The organism is Streptomyces sp. NPDC046712 (assembly GCF_040645695.1).
GTDB lineage: Bacteria > Actinomycetota > Actinomycetes > Streptomycetales > Streptomycetaceae > Streptomyces.
Genome location: NZ_JBEYYW010000001.1, coordinates 167,848 through 184,783, shown reverse-complemented (window position 1 = coordinate 184,783; position 16,936 = coordinate 167,848). Strand labels below are relative to the sequence as shown.

General features: G+C 69.4%; 13 protein-coding genes. 6 read left to right on the top strand and 7 right to left on the bottom strand.

Annotation, left to right across the window (positions count from 1 at the left end):
* Nucleotide 1 precedes the first annotated feature (1 nt).
* On the top strand, nucleotides 2–313 hold the full coding sequence (locus ABZ939_RS00850) for a ferredoxin (RefSeq protein WP_361847187.1): 312 nt from the start codon (nucleotides 2–4) through the stop codon (nucleotides 311–313).
* A 4-nt stretch (nucleotides 314–317) separates the two neighbouring features.
* Here the strand turns inward: ABZ939_RS00850 and ABZ939_RS00845 are convergent, their stop codons facing one another.
* The 3 genes from ABZ939_RS00845 to ABZ939_RS00835 all read right to left on the bottom strand — a co-directional run bounded on the left by ABZ939_RS00845 (nucleotide 318) and on the right by ABZ939_RS00835 (nucleotide 3,228).
* Nucleotides 318–890 carry a hypothetical protein gene (locus tag ABZ939_RS00845; RefSeq protein WP_361847184.1) on the bottom strand — a complete coding sequence of 191 codons (573 nt, stop codon included), beginning with the start codon at nucleotides 888–890 and terminating at the stop codon, nucleotides 318–320.
* Nucleotides 891–1,071: 181 nt separating this feature from the next.
* Entirely contained in the window at nucleotides 1,072–1,959 is an 888-nt protein-coding gene (locus ABZ939_RS00840) for a tRNA (adenine-N1)-methyltransferase (RefSeq protein WP_019884997.1), read from the bottom strand.
* Nucleotides 1,960–1,977: 18 nt separating this feature from the next.
* Nucleotides 1,978–3,228, bottom strand: a complete 1,251-nt coding sequence (locus tag ABZ939_RS00835; RefSeq protein WP_361847181.1) for a site-2 protease family protein — start codon at nucleotides 3,226–3,228, stop codon at nucleotides 1,978–1,980.
* Nucleotides 3,229–3,353: 125 nt separating this feature from the next.
* Between ABZ939_RS00835 and ABZ939_RS00830 the strand changes: the two genes are divergently transcribed.
* On the top strand, nucleotides 3,354–4,268 hold the full coding sequence (locus ABZ939_RS00830; RefSeq protein WP_361847178.1) for a RecB family exonuclease: 915 nt from the start codon (nucleotides 3,354–3,356) through the stop codon (nucleotides 4,266–4,268).
* Between the two features lie 10 nt (nucleotides 4,269–4,278).
* Nucleotides 4,279–4,950: a response regulator transcription factor gene (locus tag ABZ939_RS00825; protein ID WP_361847175.1), complete on the top strand. Its 672-nt coding sequence runs from the start codon at nucleotides 4,279–4,281 to the stop codon at nucleotides 4,948–4,950.
* Nucleotides 4,951–5,045: 95 nt separating this feature from the next.
* Here ABZ939_RS00825 and ABZ939_RS00820 read toward each other — a convergent pair whose 3' ends face one another.
* The 4 genes from ABZ939_RS00820 to metH form a co-directional block, all read right to left on the bottom strand.
* Entirely contained in the window at nucleotides 5,046–6,626 is a 1,581-nt protein-coding gene (locus ABZ939_RS00820; protein ID WP_361847172.1) for an ABC transporter substrate-binding protein, read from the bottom strand.
* A 75-nt stretch (nucleotides 6,627–6,701) separates the two neighbouring features.
* On the bottom strand, nucleotides 6,702–8,291 hold the full coding sequence (locus tag ABZ939_RS00815; protein ID WP_361847169.1) for an ABC transporter substrate-binding protein: 1,590 nt from the start codon (nucleotides 8,289–8,291) through the stop codon (nucleotides 6,702–6,704).
* A gap of 519 nt (nucleotides 8,292–8,810) precedes the next feature.
* Entirely contained in the window at nucleotides 8,811–9,509 is a 699-nt protein-coding gene (locus tag ABZ939_RS00810; RefSeq protein WP_361847166.1) for an HAD family phosphatase, read from the bottom strand.
* 151 nt (nucleotides 9,510–9,660) lie between these two features.
* Complete coding sequence (gene metH, locus ABZ939_RS00805) at nucleotides 9,661–13,170, bottom strand: methionine synthase (protein ID WP_361847163.1); 3,510 nt, start codon at nucleotides 13,168–13,170, stop codon at nucleotides 9,661–9,663.
* Nucleotides 13,171–13,484: 314 nt separating this feature from the next.
* On the opposite strand from metH, the gene ABZ939_RS00800 reads away from it, so the two are divergent.
* The 3 genes from ABZ939_RS00800 (at nucleotide 13,485) to glpK (ending at nucleotide 16,936) form a co-directional block, all read left to right on the top strand.
* Nucleotides 13,485–14,249, top strand: coding sequence for an IclR family transcriptional regulator (locus ABZ939_RS00800; protein ID WP_361847160.1), 765 nt, complete (start codon nucleotides 13,485–13,487; stop codon nucleotides 14,247–14,249).
* Between the two features lie 336 nt (nucleotides 14,250–14,585).
* A complete protein-coding gene (locus ABZ939_RS00795; RefSeq protein ID WP_361847157.1) occupies nucleotides 14,586–15,374 on the top strand; it encodes an MIP/aquaporin family protein in 789 nt (262 codons plus the stop codon).
* A gap of 35 nt (nucleotides 15,375–15,409) precedes the next feature.
* Nucleotides 15,410–16,936, top strand: coding sequence for a glycerol kinase GlpK (gene glpK / locus ABZ939_RS00790; RefSeq protein WP_361847154.1), 1,527 nt, complete (start codon nucleotides 15,410–15,412; stop codon nucleotides 16,934–16,936).

Below are 16,936 nucleotides of genomic sequence, written 5' to 3'. Positions count from 1 at the left end.
CATGACCGTGCAGCACGAGGCCCCGACGACCGGCGCCGACGAGGCGCTGGAGGTCTGGATCGACCAGGACCTCTGCACCGGTGACGGGATCTGCGTGCAGTACGCCCCCGAGGTCTTCGAGCTGGACATCGACGGGCTCGCGTACGTGAAGAGCTCGGACGACGAGCTGCTGCAGGAGGCCGGGGCGACGACGCCCGTGCCGCTGCCGCTCCTGCAGGACGTGGTGGACTCCGCGAAGGAGTGCCCGGGCGACTGCATCCATGTGCGCCGGGTTTCGGACAGCGTCGAGGTCTACGGCCCTGACGCGGAGTGACGCGTCACATACCACGCGCGTCCGACTGCGCGGCACGGACGAAGGCTCCGCCCCTCCAGCGCCAGCCGACGCGCTCCTGCTCGTCGGGGCAGCAACTGGGTACGTCCGGGGACGAGTAGCCGAGCAGCGTGGCGGTGACCGCCCCGTCGCGTACGGCGAGGTCGGCGACGTTCTTCTGCTCGGAGGGCTCGACGAGGGTCGCGACCACGCGTGCGTCCGGGCCTGTCTTGGCGTGGGTCAGCACGTAGACGGCGTGGGGAGGCGTTCCCGATCCGGCTTCGCAGTGTACGACTGCGACGGTCTCGGGGTTCGCGTCGCCGTCGAGGTCCCCGGTGGCCCGCTGCGCGATCTTGACGGGGGCTCCCCCGCACTCCAGGGGGTAGTCGGCCGACGCGGCGTCGGGTGCCGGCCGTGGGGCGGTCGAGCCGCTGCCGGCGGTCGTGGTGGTCGCGGTGGCGGGGCCGGGTTGCAGGAGGCCGGCGGCGGCAACGACGGCGGCCATGGCGGTCGCGGTGGCCAGCCAGTGCACCGGCCGGGCGTGGGTGTGCGCGAGGTCCGGGACGGCGGGGGGCTGCACGCGGGATGTCTCCTGTGAGGGCGGTGCGGAAGGAGTTGCGGGCATCGTGCCACACGTCACAGGTGGGTGGAACAGTCGGGGTGCGGGCTGTCCGCAAAGATGCCGAACGTGAAGGTGCCGCCGTCGAGTTCCCTGCCCTGGGGGCGGAACTCGACGGCGGCACGCCTTCGTTGTCGGGGTGTCAGCCCTTGTTGGGGCCTTCGTAGTCCTCGCCGTACGCGCCCTTGGCGGGGCGACGGCGGCGCATCGGGGGCTCGACGCCGTCCGCGAGGCGGCGGGCGGTGACGAGGAAGCCGGTGTGGCCGATCATCCGGTGGTCCGGGCGGACGGCCAGGCCCTCCACGTGCCAGTTGCGGATCATGGATTCCCACGGCTGCGGTTCGGCGTAGCAGCCGAACTCGCGGATGGACTCCACGGTGCGCGCGAGCTGGGTCGTGGTCGCCACGTAGCAGCAGAGGATGCCGCCGGGGACGAGCGCCTTGGAGACGGCCTCCAGGCACTCCCAGGGGGCGAGCATGTCCAGGATGACGCGGTCGACGTCGGTGTCGGACAGGTTGTCCTGGAGGTCACCGACGGTCAGCTGCCACGCGGGGTGCGGGCCGCCGAAGTAGCGCTCGACGTTGCCCTTGGCGATCTCGGCGAAGTCCTCGCGGCGCTCGTAGGAGTGCAGCATTCCGCTGTCGCCGATGGCGCGCAGGAGGAAGCTGCTGAGCGAGCCCGAGCCCACCCCGGCTTCCACGACGCGGGCGCCGGGGAAGATGTCGGCGAAGGCCAGGATCTGCCCCGCGTCCTTGGGGTAGACCACGGCGGCGCCGCGGGGCATGGACAGGACGTAGTCGGGGAGCAGGGGGCGCAGCGCGAGGTAGGCGACGTTTCCCGTGGTACGGACAACACTGCCCTCGGGAGCACCGATCAGCTCGTCGTGGGGGAAGGAACCCTTGTGGGTGTGGAAATTCTTCCCGGCCTCGAGCGTGAACGTGTAGTGGCGTCCCTTGGGGTCGGTGAGCTGGACCTGGTCCCCGACCTTGAAGGGCCCGCGACGGCGGGCGGCACCGGTCGGTTCGGACATGTGACCAGAGTACCGGGGTTAGGCGGAGGGTCGTGCCATGGCCTTGACGAAGGCGCGTTCCACATCGTTGGTGGAGAGGACTCCGTAGATCTCGCCGGTGTCCTCGACGACGAGGTATTCGGTGGCGGGGCTGGCGCGGAGGTGGTCGAGGAGGGGCTGGCCGGTGAGGTCGGCGGGGACCCTCATGCCGTCCGTGAGGTCCTGGGCGAGGGTGCTGACGGCGACCCAGGGGCGGCGGTGCTGGGGGACGCCGGCGATGGCGCTCTCCCGGACGAGGCCGGTGGGGTTGCCCTGTCCGTCGACGACGACCAGGGCGCGGGCTCCGGCCTCGTTGGCGCGGCGCAGGGCCTCGGAGAGCGGGGTCGCGGGCTCGACGGGGATGGCGCGCCGGGTGAGGGTGCGGGCGCCGAGTTCGGGGAGGTGCTCGCGAAGCCGGGCCATGCGCAGGCTGTTGCCGGCGCCGGTCCAGATGATGGCGGCGAGGATCGCGGCGAGCAGGGCGTCGGTGACGGTGTCCATGCCGCTGATGTCTTCGGTGGAGTTGCCCAGCAGGCCGGTGCGGGTGAGGAGGGGGAGGCCGATGAGGACGGCGACGGCGAGGGCTCGGCCGACCCAGGCGGCGGCGACGGTGCCCGCCATGGGCTTGCCGGTGATCTTCCAGACGACGGCGCGGAGCATGCGGCCGCCGTCGAGCGGGAGGCCGGGCAGCAGGTTGAAGACCGCGACGATCAGGTTGGAGATCATGAGGCCGGCGAGGAGGACGCCGGGGACGGTGCCGGGCTCGACGGCGTACAGGGTGAGGTAGAAGACGCCGGCGAGGACGAGGGAGAGCAGCGGGCCGACGAAGGCGAGGACGAATTCGCGGCCGGGGGTCTCCGTCTCCTTCTCGATCTCGGAGACACCGCCGAAGAACTGGAGCTGGATGCGGCGCACCGGGAGCTTGAAGCGGAGTGCGGCGATGGTGTGGGCCAGTTCGTGCACGAGGACCGAGGCGTAGAAGGCGATGGCGAAGAAGAGGGAGACGAGGTAGCGGGCGGCGCCGAGCTCGGGCAGGACGCGTTCGATCTGCTCGCCGAAGACCCAGGTGATGAGGGCCGCGACCAGGAACCAGCTGGGGGCGACATAGACGGGCACGCCGAAGGGGCGGCCCATGAGGATCCCTCCGCCGGGTTCCTCGTTCCGCCGGGAGCGGGAGTCGGCGGTGGCCGGCGGTTCCGCTTCGCCGGACCGCGGCCGCTTGTTCTCGCCGCGCTCGTCGTCCTGGTTCACGGGTTCCTCTCGTAAGCCTTCCGCGCGACCGCCGTCGTGCGTCACTCTTCGATCATGCAGCGTGACGTGGTCTGTCGTCGATGGTATTCCGCTCGCTGTCGGTGGCGGGTCGTAGGGTCTGGGTCATGAGTACGAGCGAGCAGCCGCCCGTGGGGGCCAGGACACCCATGTCGTTGTCGCCCTCACGGGCGAGCGACTTCATGCAGTGTCCCCTGCTGTACCGGTTTCGGGTGATCGACAGGCTGCCGGAGAAGCCGAGCGAGGCGGCGACGCGGGGCACGCTGGTGCACGCCGTGCTCGAGCGGCTCTTCGACGATCCGGCGGTGGACCGGACGGCGCCGCGGGCGAAGGCGATGATTCCGGGGCAGTGGGACCGGCTGCTCGAGTCGAAGCCGGAGCTGGGCGAGCTGTTCGCCGAGGACGCGGAGGGTGAGCGTCTGGCCCGCTGGCTGGGCGAGGCGGAGCAGCTGGTGGAGCGGTGGTTCACGCTGGAGGATCCGACGCGGCTGGAGCCGGCGGAGCGTGAGCTGTTCGTGGAGACGGAGCTGGAGTCGGGGCTGCGGCTGCGCGGGGTGATCGACCGGATCGATGTGGCGCCCACGGGCGAGGTGCGGATCGTCGACTACAAGACGGGCAAGGCGCCGCGGCCGGAGTACAGCGAGGGCGCGCTGTTCCAGATGAAGTTCTACGCGCTGGTGATCTGGCGGCTGAAGCGGGTGGTGCCGCGTCGGCTGCAGCTGGTGTACCTGGGCAGCGGCGACGTGCTGACGTACGACCCGGTGGAGGCGGATCTGCTGCGGGTGGAGCGGAAGCTGCTCGCGCTGTGGGAGGCGATCCGGCTGGCGACGGAGACGGGTGAGTGGCGCCCGCGTCCGACGAAGCTGTGCGGCTGGTGCGACCACCAGTCGGTGTGCCCGGAGTTCGGGGGGACTCCCCCGGTGTATCCGCTGGAGATCCGGCGGGAGATCGTTTCCGCGCGCCCGCCGGAGTCGGGCGAATCGGGGCAGGGCAGAATGGGGCCGGTCCAGCCCACGCCGTGAAGGAGTTCCTGTGGCTATCCGCGTCCTGTTGGTCGACGACCAGCCGCTGCTGCGTACCGGTTTCCGGATGATTCTGGAGGCGGAGCAGGACATCGCGGTCGTCGGTGAGGCCGGGGACGGTCTCCAGGCCCTGGACCAGGTCCGGGCGTTGCAGCCCGATGTGGTGCTGATGGACATCCGGATGCCGCGGATGGACGGGGTGGAGGCGACCCGGCAGATCACGGGGCCGGGGCGGGACGGGCCGGCGAAGGTGCTGGTGCTGACGACGTTCGACCTGGACGAGTACGTGGTGGAGGCGCTGCGGGCGGGGGCCAGCGGCTTCCTGCTGAAGGACGCGCCGGCCAACGAGCTGGTGCAGGCGATCCGGGTGGTCGCGGCGGGTGAGGCGATGCTGGCCCCGTCGATCACGCGGCGTCTGCTCGACAAGTACTCGGCGCATCTGCCGTCGGGCGACGAGCAGGTGCCGGACACTCTGAACACGCTGACCGAGCGTGAGGTCGAGGTGCTGAAGCTGGTGGCGCGTGGTCTGTCCAACGCGGAGATCGCGGCGGATCTGTTCGTCAGCGAGACGACGGTGAAGACGCACGTGGGTCATGTGCTGACCAAGCTGGGGCTGCGTGACCGGGTGCAGGCGGCGGTGTACGCGTACGAGAGCGGTCTGGTGCGCCCGGGCGGGCAGTAGCCGACGGCGAAGGACCTACGGGAAGGGGCCCGGCACGCGACACGCGCGCCGGGCCCCTTCCGTACGGACGACCGGTGTGGACGGCCGATGGGCCGTCAGCCCTTCTTGATCTCCCAGAAACGGAAGACGGTCGAGGCGTCCAGGGTCCACTCGAGGCCGGTGACGCCGTCGCGGGCGACGGCGTACTGCTTGCCCTGCCAGAGCGGGAGGACGGGCAGTTCCTCGGCGACCAGGTCCTGAAGCCTGCCGAAGTCCTGGTTGGTGGCGGCGCGGTCGGCGGCGGCCGAGGTCTTCGGGAGCAGGCTGCCGGTTATGGTGGCGTTGTCGTAGTTGTTGCCGAGGACGTTGCCCGCGCCGAAGAAGGGGGCGGTGAAGTTGTCGGCGTCGGGGTAGTCGGGGACCCAGCCCTTGACGTACACCCCGTACTTGCCGGCGGCGATGTCCTTCTCGTACTGCTCGAACTCGACGGACTGCACATCGGCCTCGAACAGGCCGCTCTTGTTGAGCTGTTCGGCTATCGCCTTGAGCTCCTGGTCGGTCGCGGGGCCGTAGCGGCTCGGCGTGGACCAGAGGGTGAGCTTCACCTTGTCGGTGATGCCCGCCTTGCGCAGCGCCTTCTTGGCCTTGGCCGCGTCGGGGCTGCCGTAGGTGTCGAAGAAGGCGGTGTTGTGGCCCGCGATGCCCGCCGGGACGATCGAGTAGAGCGGGGTGGCGGTCGACTTGTAGACGTTCTGGACGAGCGCCTCGCGGTCGACGAGGTGGGCGATGGCCTGGCGGACGCCACGCTTGCCGACGACGGGGTCCTTGACGTTGAAGACGAGGTGCTGGACCTCGGCGCTGGTGCCCTGGATGACCTCGACGCCCTCGTCGGCCGTGGTGGCGGACGCTTCGAGTGCGGCGATGTCGTCGGCGGACAGACCACGGTAGGCGACGTCGATGTCGTTGTCGGCGATGGCCTTGGAGAGGGCGGCACGGTCGCCGCCGTAGAGCTTGAGGGTGACGCCGCTGTTCTTCGGCTTGGCGCTGCCCCGGTACTCGGAGTTGACGGAGAAGACGGCCTCGGTGTCGCTGATGGACTCCAGCTTGTACGGGCCGGAGCCGACCGCCTTCCCGTCGGTGCGCAGCGCGTCCTCGGAGTACTCGCGGTGGTCGACGATCGAGCCGGCACCGGAGGCGATCTTGCTGGGGAAGGTGGCGTCGGGGGTCTTCAGCCGGAAGACGACGGTCAGGTCGTCGGGGGTCTCGATGGAGGCGATCGTGGACAGCAGCGGCGCCGGGCCGGCCGGGTCGTCGATCTTCAGCGCGCGGTCGAAGGAGAACTTGACGTCCTTCGAGGTCAGCGGGTTGCCGTTGGAGAACTTCAGGCCCTCGCGGAGGGTGCAGCGGTAGACCTTGCTGCCCCCTTCGAAGTTGCACTTCTCGGCGGCTTCCGGTTCGGGCTCGGTGGTGCCCTTGGGGAAGCTGAGCAGGGACTGGAAGACGTTGTTGAACAGCAGCCAGGAGCCGGGGTCGTAGCCGGCGGCGGGGTCGGTGGCCAGAACCTCGTCGGACATGCCGACGCGGACGTTGTCACCGGAGCTCGCGGCGCCGTCGCCCTGCTCCGTGCCACAGCCGCTGAGCAGGGCGGCGGACAGCCCCGCGGCGAGGGGGGCCGTCAGCCACTTGTTGTGCTTCACAGAACGTGCCTCTTGATCTCTTGCCAGACCGGCGCGCGCCTCTGCGCGGCCGGTGTTACCGAGCTGGTTGCGGGGTCAGGCGGTGCCCCGGCCGAGCTCCCAGAGGAGCAGGTCCGAGGAGGTGTTCAGCGCCCATTCGACGCCGGTCAGGTCGTCGCGTGCGGCGACGTACTGCTTGCCCTGCCAGAGCGGCAGGACGGGTACGTCCTTGGCGACGATCTTCTGGATCTGTCCGAAGACGGGGCTCACGGCGGTGCGGTCGGCCGAGCGGCGCGACTGCGGGATCAACTGGTCGCGGACGGACTTGTTGACGTAGGGGGTGTTGAGGAAGTTGTCGGCGTCGAGGAAGGGGGCGACGTAGTTGTCCGGGTCGGGGAAGTCGGGGAACCAGCCGAGCCCGTAGACGGGGTAGTCGCCGCGCTTCTGCGCGGGCCGGAAGGTGGACCACTCGGTGCCCTGCACGGTGACGTCGAAGAGTCCGGTGGCGTTGAGCTGGTCGCGCAGCGCCTCGAACTCCTTCTTGGTGCCGGAGCCGTAGTGGTCGGTGGTGTAGTGGAGGGTGACCTCGACCGGCTTCTTGATACCGGCCTTGCTCAGGATGCCGGCCGCCTTGGTGGTGCTGGGCTCTCCGTAGCTGTCGAAGAAGGCCGTGGAGTGGCCCGTGACGCTGGAGGGGATCAGCGAGTAGAGCGGCTGGGCGGTGGTGCCGTAGACCGCGTTGACGAGCGCGCCGCGGTCGACGACGGCGGCCATGGCCTGCCGGACGGCCTTGTCCTTGACGGAGGGGTCGGCGGTGTTGAAGGCGAGGTAGCGGATCTCCAGACCGGGGACCTCGGTGAGATCGATGCCCGCCTTGGGCTTCTCGGTGAGTTCCTTGACCTGGTCGAGCGACATGGAGCGGGTCATCATGTCGATCTCGCGGTTCTCGAGGGCCTTGCCCATGGTGTCCGCGTCGGCGAAGGAGCGCAGTTCGACCTTGTCGTTGCGCAGGGTGATGTCGCCCTTGTACTTCGGGTTCTTGGTGAAGACGGCCTTGACGATGTGCTCGCCGTTGCGCTCGGTCTTCATGGTGTAGGGGCCGGAGCCGTCGACGTCGAAGCCTTCGCGGAGCTGCTTGGCGCTGTACTTGTTCTTGCTGAGGATGCCGGCGACGGGGGTGGAGAGCTTGTACGGGAACGTCGCGTCGGGGGTCTTCAGGTGGAAGACGATCTCGCGCTCGCCGTTGGTCTCGACGGTGTCGATGTTGGCGAGGAGGGCGGCCGTACCGTTGTCGGACTTGATGGTCAGCACGCGTTCGACGGAGAACTTCACGTCTTCGGCGGTGACGGGGGTGCCGTCGGCGAAGGTGAGTCCTTCGCGCAGTGTGCAGCGGTAGCTCTCGCTGGCGCGGTCGCTGAAGCCGCAGCTCTCCGCGGCCTCGGGGACGGGCTCGCCGCCGCCGCGTGGCACGTGCATCAGGGTCTGGACGGTCTGCCGCAGGATGTTCCAGGCGCCGGTGTCGTAAGCGAAGGCCGGGTCGAGGGGCGCGGGCGCCTCGGCGGTGGCGAGGAACTGGTCCGTGGTGCCGACGACGATGGCTTTGTTCTCGTCCGAGCCGCCGCAGGCGACGAGCAGCGGGGCGAGCAGGCCGGCGACGGCCGGCAGTGCCAAGGTCTTGCGGTTCATCCTGGACGTTCTCCTCATCCGGCACTGGGATACAGCGGGTACGGACACTCCGTCGCTGCGCCCGGTCGGGGCGGGGATCGGGCCGGGATGGTGTGCGATCGGTCCTGTGTTCACGGCGACTTGGGTGGGTCGCCGGTGCACGCGGATGTGCGGCGAAGTACTCGCGAAAGATTAGTGGGCGAGTCCGTATTGCCAGGACCGCGGGTGGCCGGCCGCGGATGCGCACGGTGATCATGAATACGGCGGGCTCGATAGTCATGCGGGGGAATGATTCATCAGGGACTGCGCGAATCGGGACAGACAGGGAAGGCGGAATCCCCTCTTTCCGGACACCGGACGCACGACGGCCACCCGCCGGTCGGCACGCTGGGTGACCAAGGTCACGTACGCACCTTTTCGGCGGATGGCCGATTCATTTCGTGACAGCAGTCACGGAAAATGCTCGATTGAACGCCCTGCGTCTCCATCGGGCATTCGAGGGAGAAAAGCGCGAGGAAAGCTCAGGAAAAGCTCAACCGATCACGGACCCGCGATGAGCGTCCGCAGGAAGGGAACGTTCACGTCCTCCAGGGAGCGGACGACGACCCGGCCGGCCGAAGGCGCGATCGGCGCGACGGAGGGCACGGCCACCACCCGGCAGCCGGCGGCCTCGGCCGCCGCCACACCCGTCGCCGTGTCCTCGATGACGGCACACAGCGCCGGCTCGGCGCCGACCCCGCTCGCGGCGGTCAGATACGGCTCGGGGTGGGGCTTGGTGCGGACCACCTCGTCACCGGCGACGGTGAGGGTGAAGCGGTCACGGCCCAGGGAGGCGAGGATCCGGTCGATGATGCGCCGGTGCGAGGCGGAGACCAGGGCGGTGGGGATGTTGTGGTGGGCCAGCTCGGCCAGCAGCCGCTCGGCGCCGGGCATCAGCGGTACGCCCCGGTCGATGCGCTGCTCGAACTTCTCGTTGAGCAGGACGGTGAGCTCGGCGACGGTGATGTCGGCGCCGGTGGCATCGATCAGATAGCCGGCGCTGCGGGTCATCGGTCCGCCGACGACGATGTCACGCCAGGTCTCGTCCAGCCGGTGGCCCAGGTCGGCGAAGACCTCGACCTCCGCGTCCCACCAGAACCCCTCGGTGTCGACGAGGGTGCCGTCCATGTCGAGGAAGACCGCCTGCAGGGCGGAGCTGCCATTGGTACGGAACAGGGACGCGGGGACCGTACTGGTCATCCGGCACACCTCCATGGAGGGACGAGAAGGCCGGCCTCCCTCCCCGGTACGGGGAGGGTGACCGGCCTGCACTGGACCGACAATTGTACGTCTCGATCACCGAGAACGCAGGGATATACGCCGTGACGTGCGCCGGAGTGGCGCCGACCACTCAGCGCGCGTTGAAGTACTTCGCCTCGGGGTGGTGGATGACGATCGCGTCGGTGGACTGCTCGGGGTGGAGCTGGAACTCCTCCGAGAGCTGGACGCCGATCCGCTCGGGCCGCAGCAGCTCGGCGATCTTCGCCCGGTCCTCCAGATCGGGGCAGGCACCGTAGCCGAGCGAGAAGCGCGCGCCGCGGTACTTGAGCGCGAACATGTCCTCGACGTCGGCCGGGTCCTCACCCGCGAAGCCGAGCTCGGCGCGGACCCGGGCGTGCCAGTACTCGGCGAGGGCCTCGGCCAGCTGGACGGAGAGTCCGTGCAGCTCCAGGTAGTCGCGGTACGAGTCGGACTCGAAGAGCTTGGCGGTGGCCTCGCCGATCCGGGAGCCGACGGTGACGACCTGGAGGCCGACGACATCGGTCTCGCCAGACTCCTCGGGCCGGAAGAAGTCCGCGAGGCACAGACGGCGGCCGCGGCGCTGGCGCGGGAAGGTGAAGCGGGTCCGCTCGTTGCCCTGCTCGTCGAGGATGATCAGGTCGTCGCCCTTGGAGACACAGGGGAAGTAGCCGTGGACGACGGCCGCCTCCAGGAGGTTCTCCGTGTGGAGGCGCTCCAGCCAGCCGCGTAGCCGCGGACGGCCCTCGGTCTCCACCAGCTCCTCGTACGACGGTCCGTCGCCGGCCCGGTTCTGCTTGAGCCCCCACTGGCCCTTGAACAGGGCGCCTTCGTCGAGCCAGCTCGCGTACTCCTTGAGCTGGATGCCCTTGACGACGCGGGTGCCCCAGAACGGCGGGGTCGGCACCGGGTTGTCGGTGGCGACGTCCGAACGGCCGCCCCCCTCGGGCTCGTTGACCTCGAGCGCCGTGGCGCGCTGGGCGACCCGGCGCTGCTTGAGCTCGGGGAGCGCCGCTCCGGGCACGCCCCGCTTGACGGCGATGAGGGCGTCCATCAGGCGCAGGCCCTCGAAGGCGTCGCGGGCGTAACGGACTTCGCCCTGGTAGATCTCGTGCAGGTCCTGCTCGACGTACGCCCGGGTGAGGGCGGCGCCGCCCAGGATGACCGGGAAGTCGGCGGCCAGGCCGCGCTGGTTCAGCTCCTCCAGGTTCTCCTTCATGATCACCGTGGACTTGACCAGCAGGCCGGACATGCCGATGACGTCGGCGCGGTGCTCCTCGGCGGCGTCCAGGATCGCGGAGACCGGCTGCTTGATGCCGAGATTCACCACGTTGTAGCCGTTGTTGGACAGGATGATGTCGACGAGGTTCTTGCCGATGTCGTGGACGTCACCGCGCACCGTGGCCAGGACGATCGTGCCCTTGCCGTCCGCGTCCGACTTCTCCATGTGCGGCTCCAGGTAGGCGACCGCCGTCTTCATGACCTCGGCGGACTGGAGCACGAACGGCAGCTGCATCTGCCCGGAGCCGAACAGCTCGCCGACCACCTTCATGCCGTCGAGCAGCGTCTCGTTGACGATGTCGAGGGCGGGGCGCTCCCGCAGGGCCTCGTCGAGGTCGGCCTCCAGGCCGTTCTTCTCGCCGTCGATGATGCGGCGCTTGAGGCGCTCTTCCAGCGGCAGGGCGAGGAGTTCCTCGGTCTTGCCGGCCTTCATCGACTTCGTGGTGGCGCCCTCGAAGAGGGCCATCAGCTTCTGCAGGGGGTCGTAGCCCTCGGCGCGCCGGTCGTAGATCAGGTCGAGGGCGGTGGTGACCTGCTCCTCGTCGAAGCGGGCGATCGGCAGGATCTTGGAGGCGTGCACGATGGCCGAGTCCAGGCCGGCCTTGACGCATTCGTCGAGGAAGACCGAGTTCAGCAGGATCCGCGCGGCCGGGTTGAGGCCGAAGGAGATGTTGGACAGGCCCAGCGTGGTCTGGACGTCCGGGTGGCGCCGCTTGAGTTCGCGGATGGCCTCGATCGTGGCGACGCCGTCCTTGCGGGACTCCTCCTGCCCGGTGCAGATGGTGAAGGTGAGCGTGTCGATGAGGATGTCCGACTCGTGGATGCCCCAGTTGCCGGTCAGGTCGTCGATGATCCGCTCGGCGATGGCGACCTTGTTCTCGACGGTGCGGGCCTGGCCCTCCTCGTCGATCGTGAGCGCGATGAGCGCGGCGCCGTGCTCCCGCGCCAGCCGGGTGACCTTGGCGAAGCGGGAGTCGGGTCCGTCGCCGTCCTCGTAGTTGACGGAGTTGATGACGGCGCGGCCGCCGAGCTTCTCCAGACCGGCCTTGATGACGTCGACCTCGGTGGAGTCGAGGACGATCGGCAGCGTGGAGGCGGTGGCGAAGCGGCCTGCCAGCTCCTCCATGTCGGCGACGCCGTCGCGGCCGACGTAGTCCACGCAGAGGTCGAGCATGTGCGCGCCCTCGCGGATCTGGTCGCGGGCCATCTCGACGCAGTCGTCCCACCGGCCGTCCAGCATGGCCTCGCGGAACTTCTTCGAGCCGTTGGCGTTCGTCCGCTCACCGATCGCCATGTACGAGGTGTCCTGGCGGAAGGGGACCGTCTGGTAGAGCGAGGCGGCGCCGGGCTCGGGGTGCGGTTCACGGACGGTCGGGGTGAGGTCGCGGACCCGCTCGACGACCTGACGCAGGTGCTCCGGGGTCGTACCGCAGCAGCCGCCGATCAGGGAGAGGCCGTAGTCGCGGACGAAGGTCTCCTGGGCGTCGGCCAGCTCGGCCGGGGTCAGCGGGTAGTGCGCGCCGTTCTTGCCGAGGACGGGCAGGCCGGCGTTGGGCATGCAGGAGAGCGGGATACGGGAGTGCCGGGCGAGGTAGCGCAGGTGCTCGCTCATCTCGGCGGGGCCGGTGGCGCAGTTCAGGCCGATCATGTCGATGCCGAGGGGCTCGAGCGCGGTCAGCGCGGCGCCGATCTCGGAGCCGAGCAGCATGGTGCCGGTGGTCTCGACGGTGACGGAGACGATCAGCGGCACGTCGGCGCCGAGGGCGTCCAGGGCACGCCGGGCGCCGATGACGGAGGCCTTGGTCTGCAGCAGGTCCTGGGTGGTCTCCACGAGCAGCGCGTCGGCGCCACCGGCGAGCATGCCTTCGGCGTTCTGCTGATAGGCGTCGCGCAGGAGGGTGTACGGGGCGTGGCCGAGGGTCGGCAGCTTGGTGCCGGGGCCCATGGAGCCGAGGACCCAGCGCTGCTGTCCGGTGGAGGCGGTGAACTCGTCGGCGACCTCGCGGGCGATCCGGGCACCGGACTCGGAGAGCTCGTACACGCGCTCCGGGATGTCGTACTCGCCGAGCGCGGCGAAGTTCGCACCGAAGGTGTTGGTCTCGACGCAGTCCACGCCCGCGGCGAAGTACTCCTGGTGCACGGAGCGGACGATGTCCGGCCGGGTCACGTTCAGGATCTCGTTGCAGCCTTCGAGGTTCTGGAAGTCCTCGAGGCTGGGGTCCTGCGCCTGGAGCATGGTGCCCATGGCTCCGTCCGCCACCACCACTCGGGTCGCGAGTGCCTCGCGGAGGGTTGCGGCGCGGGTCCGGCTGTCGGCGGAAGGGGTTGGCGACGAGGCCATGGATGAGCTCCCTGGGATGCGACGGCTGTCGGCTTTGCACTCTCGGCGGAGGGTGCACGTTGGCCAGAGTAACCGTGCACGCGCCGGGGTGGACACGGCGTCCCACGGGCCGGACGGCATCCTGTGTCGGGGGACTCCCGGTCACACCCGTTCGTGAACGACACTGTCAGGGTAAAGAGTGGTCGGCATCGACCGATAGTGTTCAGCATTGTCGAACAGCATGATCCACGGGATCCTGTCCGTAAGATCCACGGGACCGCCGGGATCGAGGGACCGCGGGACCGCCGAACAGGGACAGGGAGAAGGGCCGGGCGATGGCGAAGAACATCCAGTCGCTTGAACGGGCGGCGGCGATGCTGCGACTGCTCGCGGGCGGCGAGCGCCGGCTCGGACTGTCCGACATCGCCTCGTCACTGGGTCTGGCCAAGGGCACGGCGCACGGCATCCTGCGCACCCTGCAGGCCGAGGGCTTCGTGGAGCAGGAGGCGGCCTCGGGCCGCTACCAGCTGGGCGCCGAGCTGCTGCGCCTGGGCAACAGCTATCTGGACGTGCACGAGCTGCGGGCGCGGGCGTTGGTCTGGACGGATGATTTGGCGCGTTCCAGCGGCGAGAGCGTCCATCTGGGTGTTCTGCACCAGCAGGGCGTGCTGATCGTGCACCACGTCTTCCGGCCGGACGACAGCCGCCAGGTCCTGGAGGTGGGGGCGATGCAGCCGCTGCACTCCACGGCCCTGGGCAAGGTGCTGTCGGCCTACGACCCGGTGGCGCACAGCGAGGGCCTCGAGGTTCCGCGCGAGAGCTTCACACCCCGGACGGTCACGGACCTCACGGAGTTCGAGTCCCTGCTCGACATGACCCGGGCCCGGGGCTGGGCCGCGGACGTGGAGGAGACCTGGGAGGGCGTGGCCTCGGTGGCCGCCCCGATCCATGACCGGCGCCGGATGCCGGTGGGCGCGGTGGCGATCACGGGGGCCGTGGAGCGGGTCTGCGACGACGGAGAGCTGCGCTCGGAGCTCATCGCGGCGGTACGGGACTGCGCCCGCGCCGTCTCCCGCGACCTCGGCGCGGGGCGCTTCTAGAGACACCCCCAGCCCGCCCGCGGGGCCTCCCCCGCCCCTCCGACCCCGGCCCGGCCGCCCGATGGCGGCCGGGCCGTCGCGTGTCCGCGCCCGCGCCCGTCCGACCGGTCGGTAACGATCGGGTCATGCGGGACGCAATCGGCGATCGAACCCTTGACGTGCTGTTAACCGGAGGGCAAAACTTCCGTTCATCGGTCGGCATTGCCGAACACCTACCGGCAATACACGCTAGAGTGTGGCAGTGCCAAGGGCCGGCAACGCCCTCATTCGAGGGCGCGGACCACCGGAGGGACCCGGGGTTCGCCTTCCCCTGGACGAAGGACAAAGGAGTCGCGGGTGTCCAGCTCCGACATCTTCATCGGCGAGATCATTGGTACCGCCGTACTCATTCTGCTCGGCGGCGGCGTCGTCGCCGCCGTGGTGCTCAAGCGCTCGAAGGCCCAGAACGCCGGATGGCTCGCCATCACGTTCGGATGGGGCTTCGCGGTCATGACTGCCGTGTACATGACGGGTACCCTCTCGGGTGCCCACCTGAACCCCGCCGTCACGGTGGCCATCGCGATCAAGGACGGGGACTGGAGCAACGTTCCGGTCTACTTCGCAGGCCAGATGCTGGGCGCCATGCTCGGCGCGTTCCTGGTCTGGGTCGCGTACTACGGACAGTTCCAGGCCCACCTCACGGACCCGGAGATCATCTCCGCGCCGCCGCACGAGGAGGGCATGGTCGACCAGAAGGCCGCACCGGACGCCGGCCCTGTGCTCGGCGTGTTCTCCACCGGCCCCGAGGTCCGCGTGGTCTGGCAGAACCTGGCCACCGAGATCATCGGCACGGTCGTGCTGGTCCTCGCGGTGCTCACGCAGGGTCTCAACGACAGCGGCAAGGGCCTCGGTGTCCTCGGCGCCCTGATCACCGCGTTCGTCGTGGTCTCCATCGGCCTCTCGCTCGGTGGCCCGACCGGTTACGCCATCAACCCGGCCCGTGACCTCGGTCCCCGCATCGTGCACGCCCTGCTCCCGCTGCCGAACAAGGGCGGCTCCGACTGGAGCTACGCCTGGATCCCGGTCGCCGGTCCGCTGATCGGTGGCGCCATCGCCGCGGGTATCTACAACATCGCGTTCGCCTGAGCAGTCCTTCCACCCAGACTTCCTTGGAGCACACCGTGACCGACGCACACACCGCCGGCCCGTTCATCGCCGCCATCGACCAGGGCACCACGTCGTCCCGCTGCATCGTCTTCGACAAGGACGGCCGGATCGTCTCGGTCGACCAGAAGGAGCACGAGCAGATCTTCCCGAAGCCGGGCTGGGTCGAGCACGACGCCGCCGAGATCTGGGCCAACGTCCAGGAAGTCGTGGCGGGCGCCATCGAGAAGGCGGGCATCACCTCCGCCGACGTCAAGGCCATCGGCATCACCAACCAGCGCGAGACAACTCTGCTCTGGGACAAGAACACCGGTGAGCCCGTCCACAACGCCCTCGTCTGGCAGGACACCCGCACCGACGCCCTCTGCAAGGAGCTCGGCCGCAACGTCGGCCAGGACCGCTTCCGCCGCGAGACCGGTCTGCCCCTCGCCTCGTACTTCTCCGGCCCGAAGGTCCGCTGGCTGCTCGACAACGTCGAGGGCCTGCGCGAGCGCGCCGAGCGCGGCGACATCCTCTTCGGCACGATGGACTCCTGGGTCATCTGGAACCTCACCGGCGGTGTCGAGGGCGGTCACCACGTCACCGACGTCACCAACGCCTCGCGCACCATGCTCATGAACCTGCACACCATGAGCTGGGACGACAAGATCCTTCAGTCCATGGAGATCCCGGCGCAGGTACTGCCGGAGATCCGCTCCTCCGCCGAGGTGTACGGCACCGTCAAGGGTGGCGTCCTGGACGGCGTCCCGGTCGCCTCCGCGCTGGGCGACCAGCAGGCCGCGCTGTTCGGCCAGACGTGTTTCGCCGAGGGCGAGGCCAAGTCCACGTACGGCACCGGCACCTTCATGCTGATGAACACCGGTGACAAGATCATCAACTCCTACAGCGGCCTGCTGACCACGGTCGGCTACCAGATCGGCGACCAGAAGCCGGTCTACTCCCTGGAGGGCTCGATCGCCGTCACCGGTTCGCTGGTGCAGTGGATGCGCGACCAGATGGGCCTGATCAAGTCCGCCGCCGAGATCGAGACCCTCGCGTCCTCGGTCGAGGACAACGGCGGCGCCTACTTCGTGCCTGCCTTCTCCGGACTGTTCGCCCCGTACTGGCGCTCCGACGCCCGCGGTGTGATCGCCGGCCTCACCCGGTACGTCACCAAGGCGCACATCGCCCGTGCCGTCCTGGAGGCCACCGCCTGGCAGACCCGCGAGATCACCGACGCCATGACGAAGGACTCCGGCGTCGAGCTGACCGCGCTCAAGGTCGACGGCGGCATGACCTCCAACAACCTGCTGATGCAGACCCTCTCGGACTTCCTCGACGCGCCGGTCGTGCGCCCGATGGTCGCCGAGACCACCTGCCTCGGTGCCGCCTACGCCGCCGGCCTGGCCGTCGGCTTCTGGCCGGACACCGACGCCCTGCGCGCCAACTGGCGCCGCGCGGCGGAATGGACCCCTCGCATGGACGCCGACAAGCGTGACAGCGAGTACAAGAGCTGGCTCAAGGCCGTCGAGCGGACCATGGGCTGGATCGAGGACGAGGAGTAA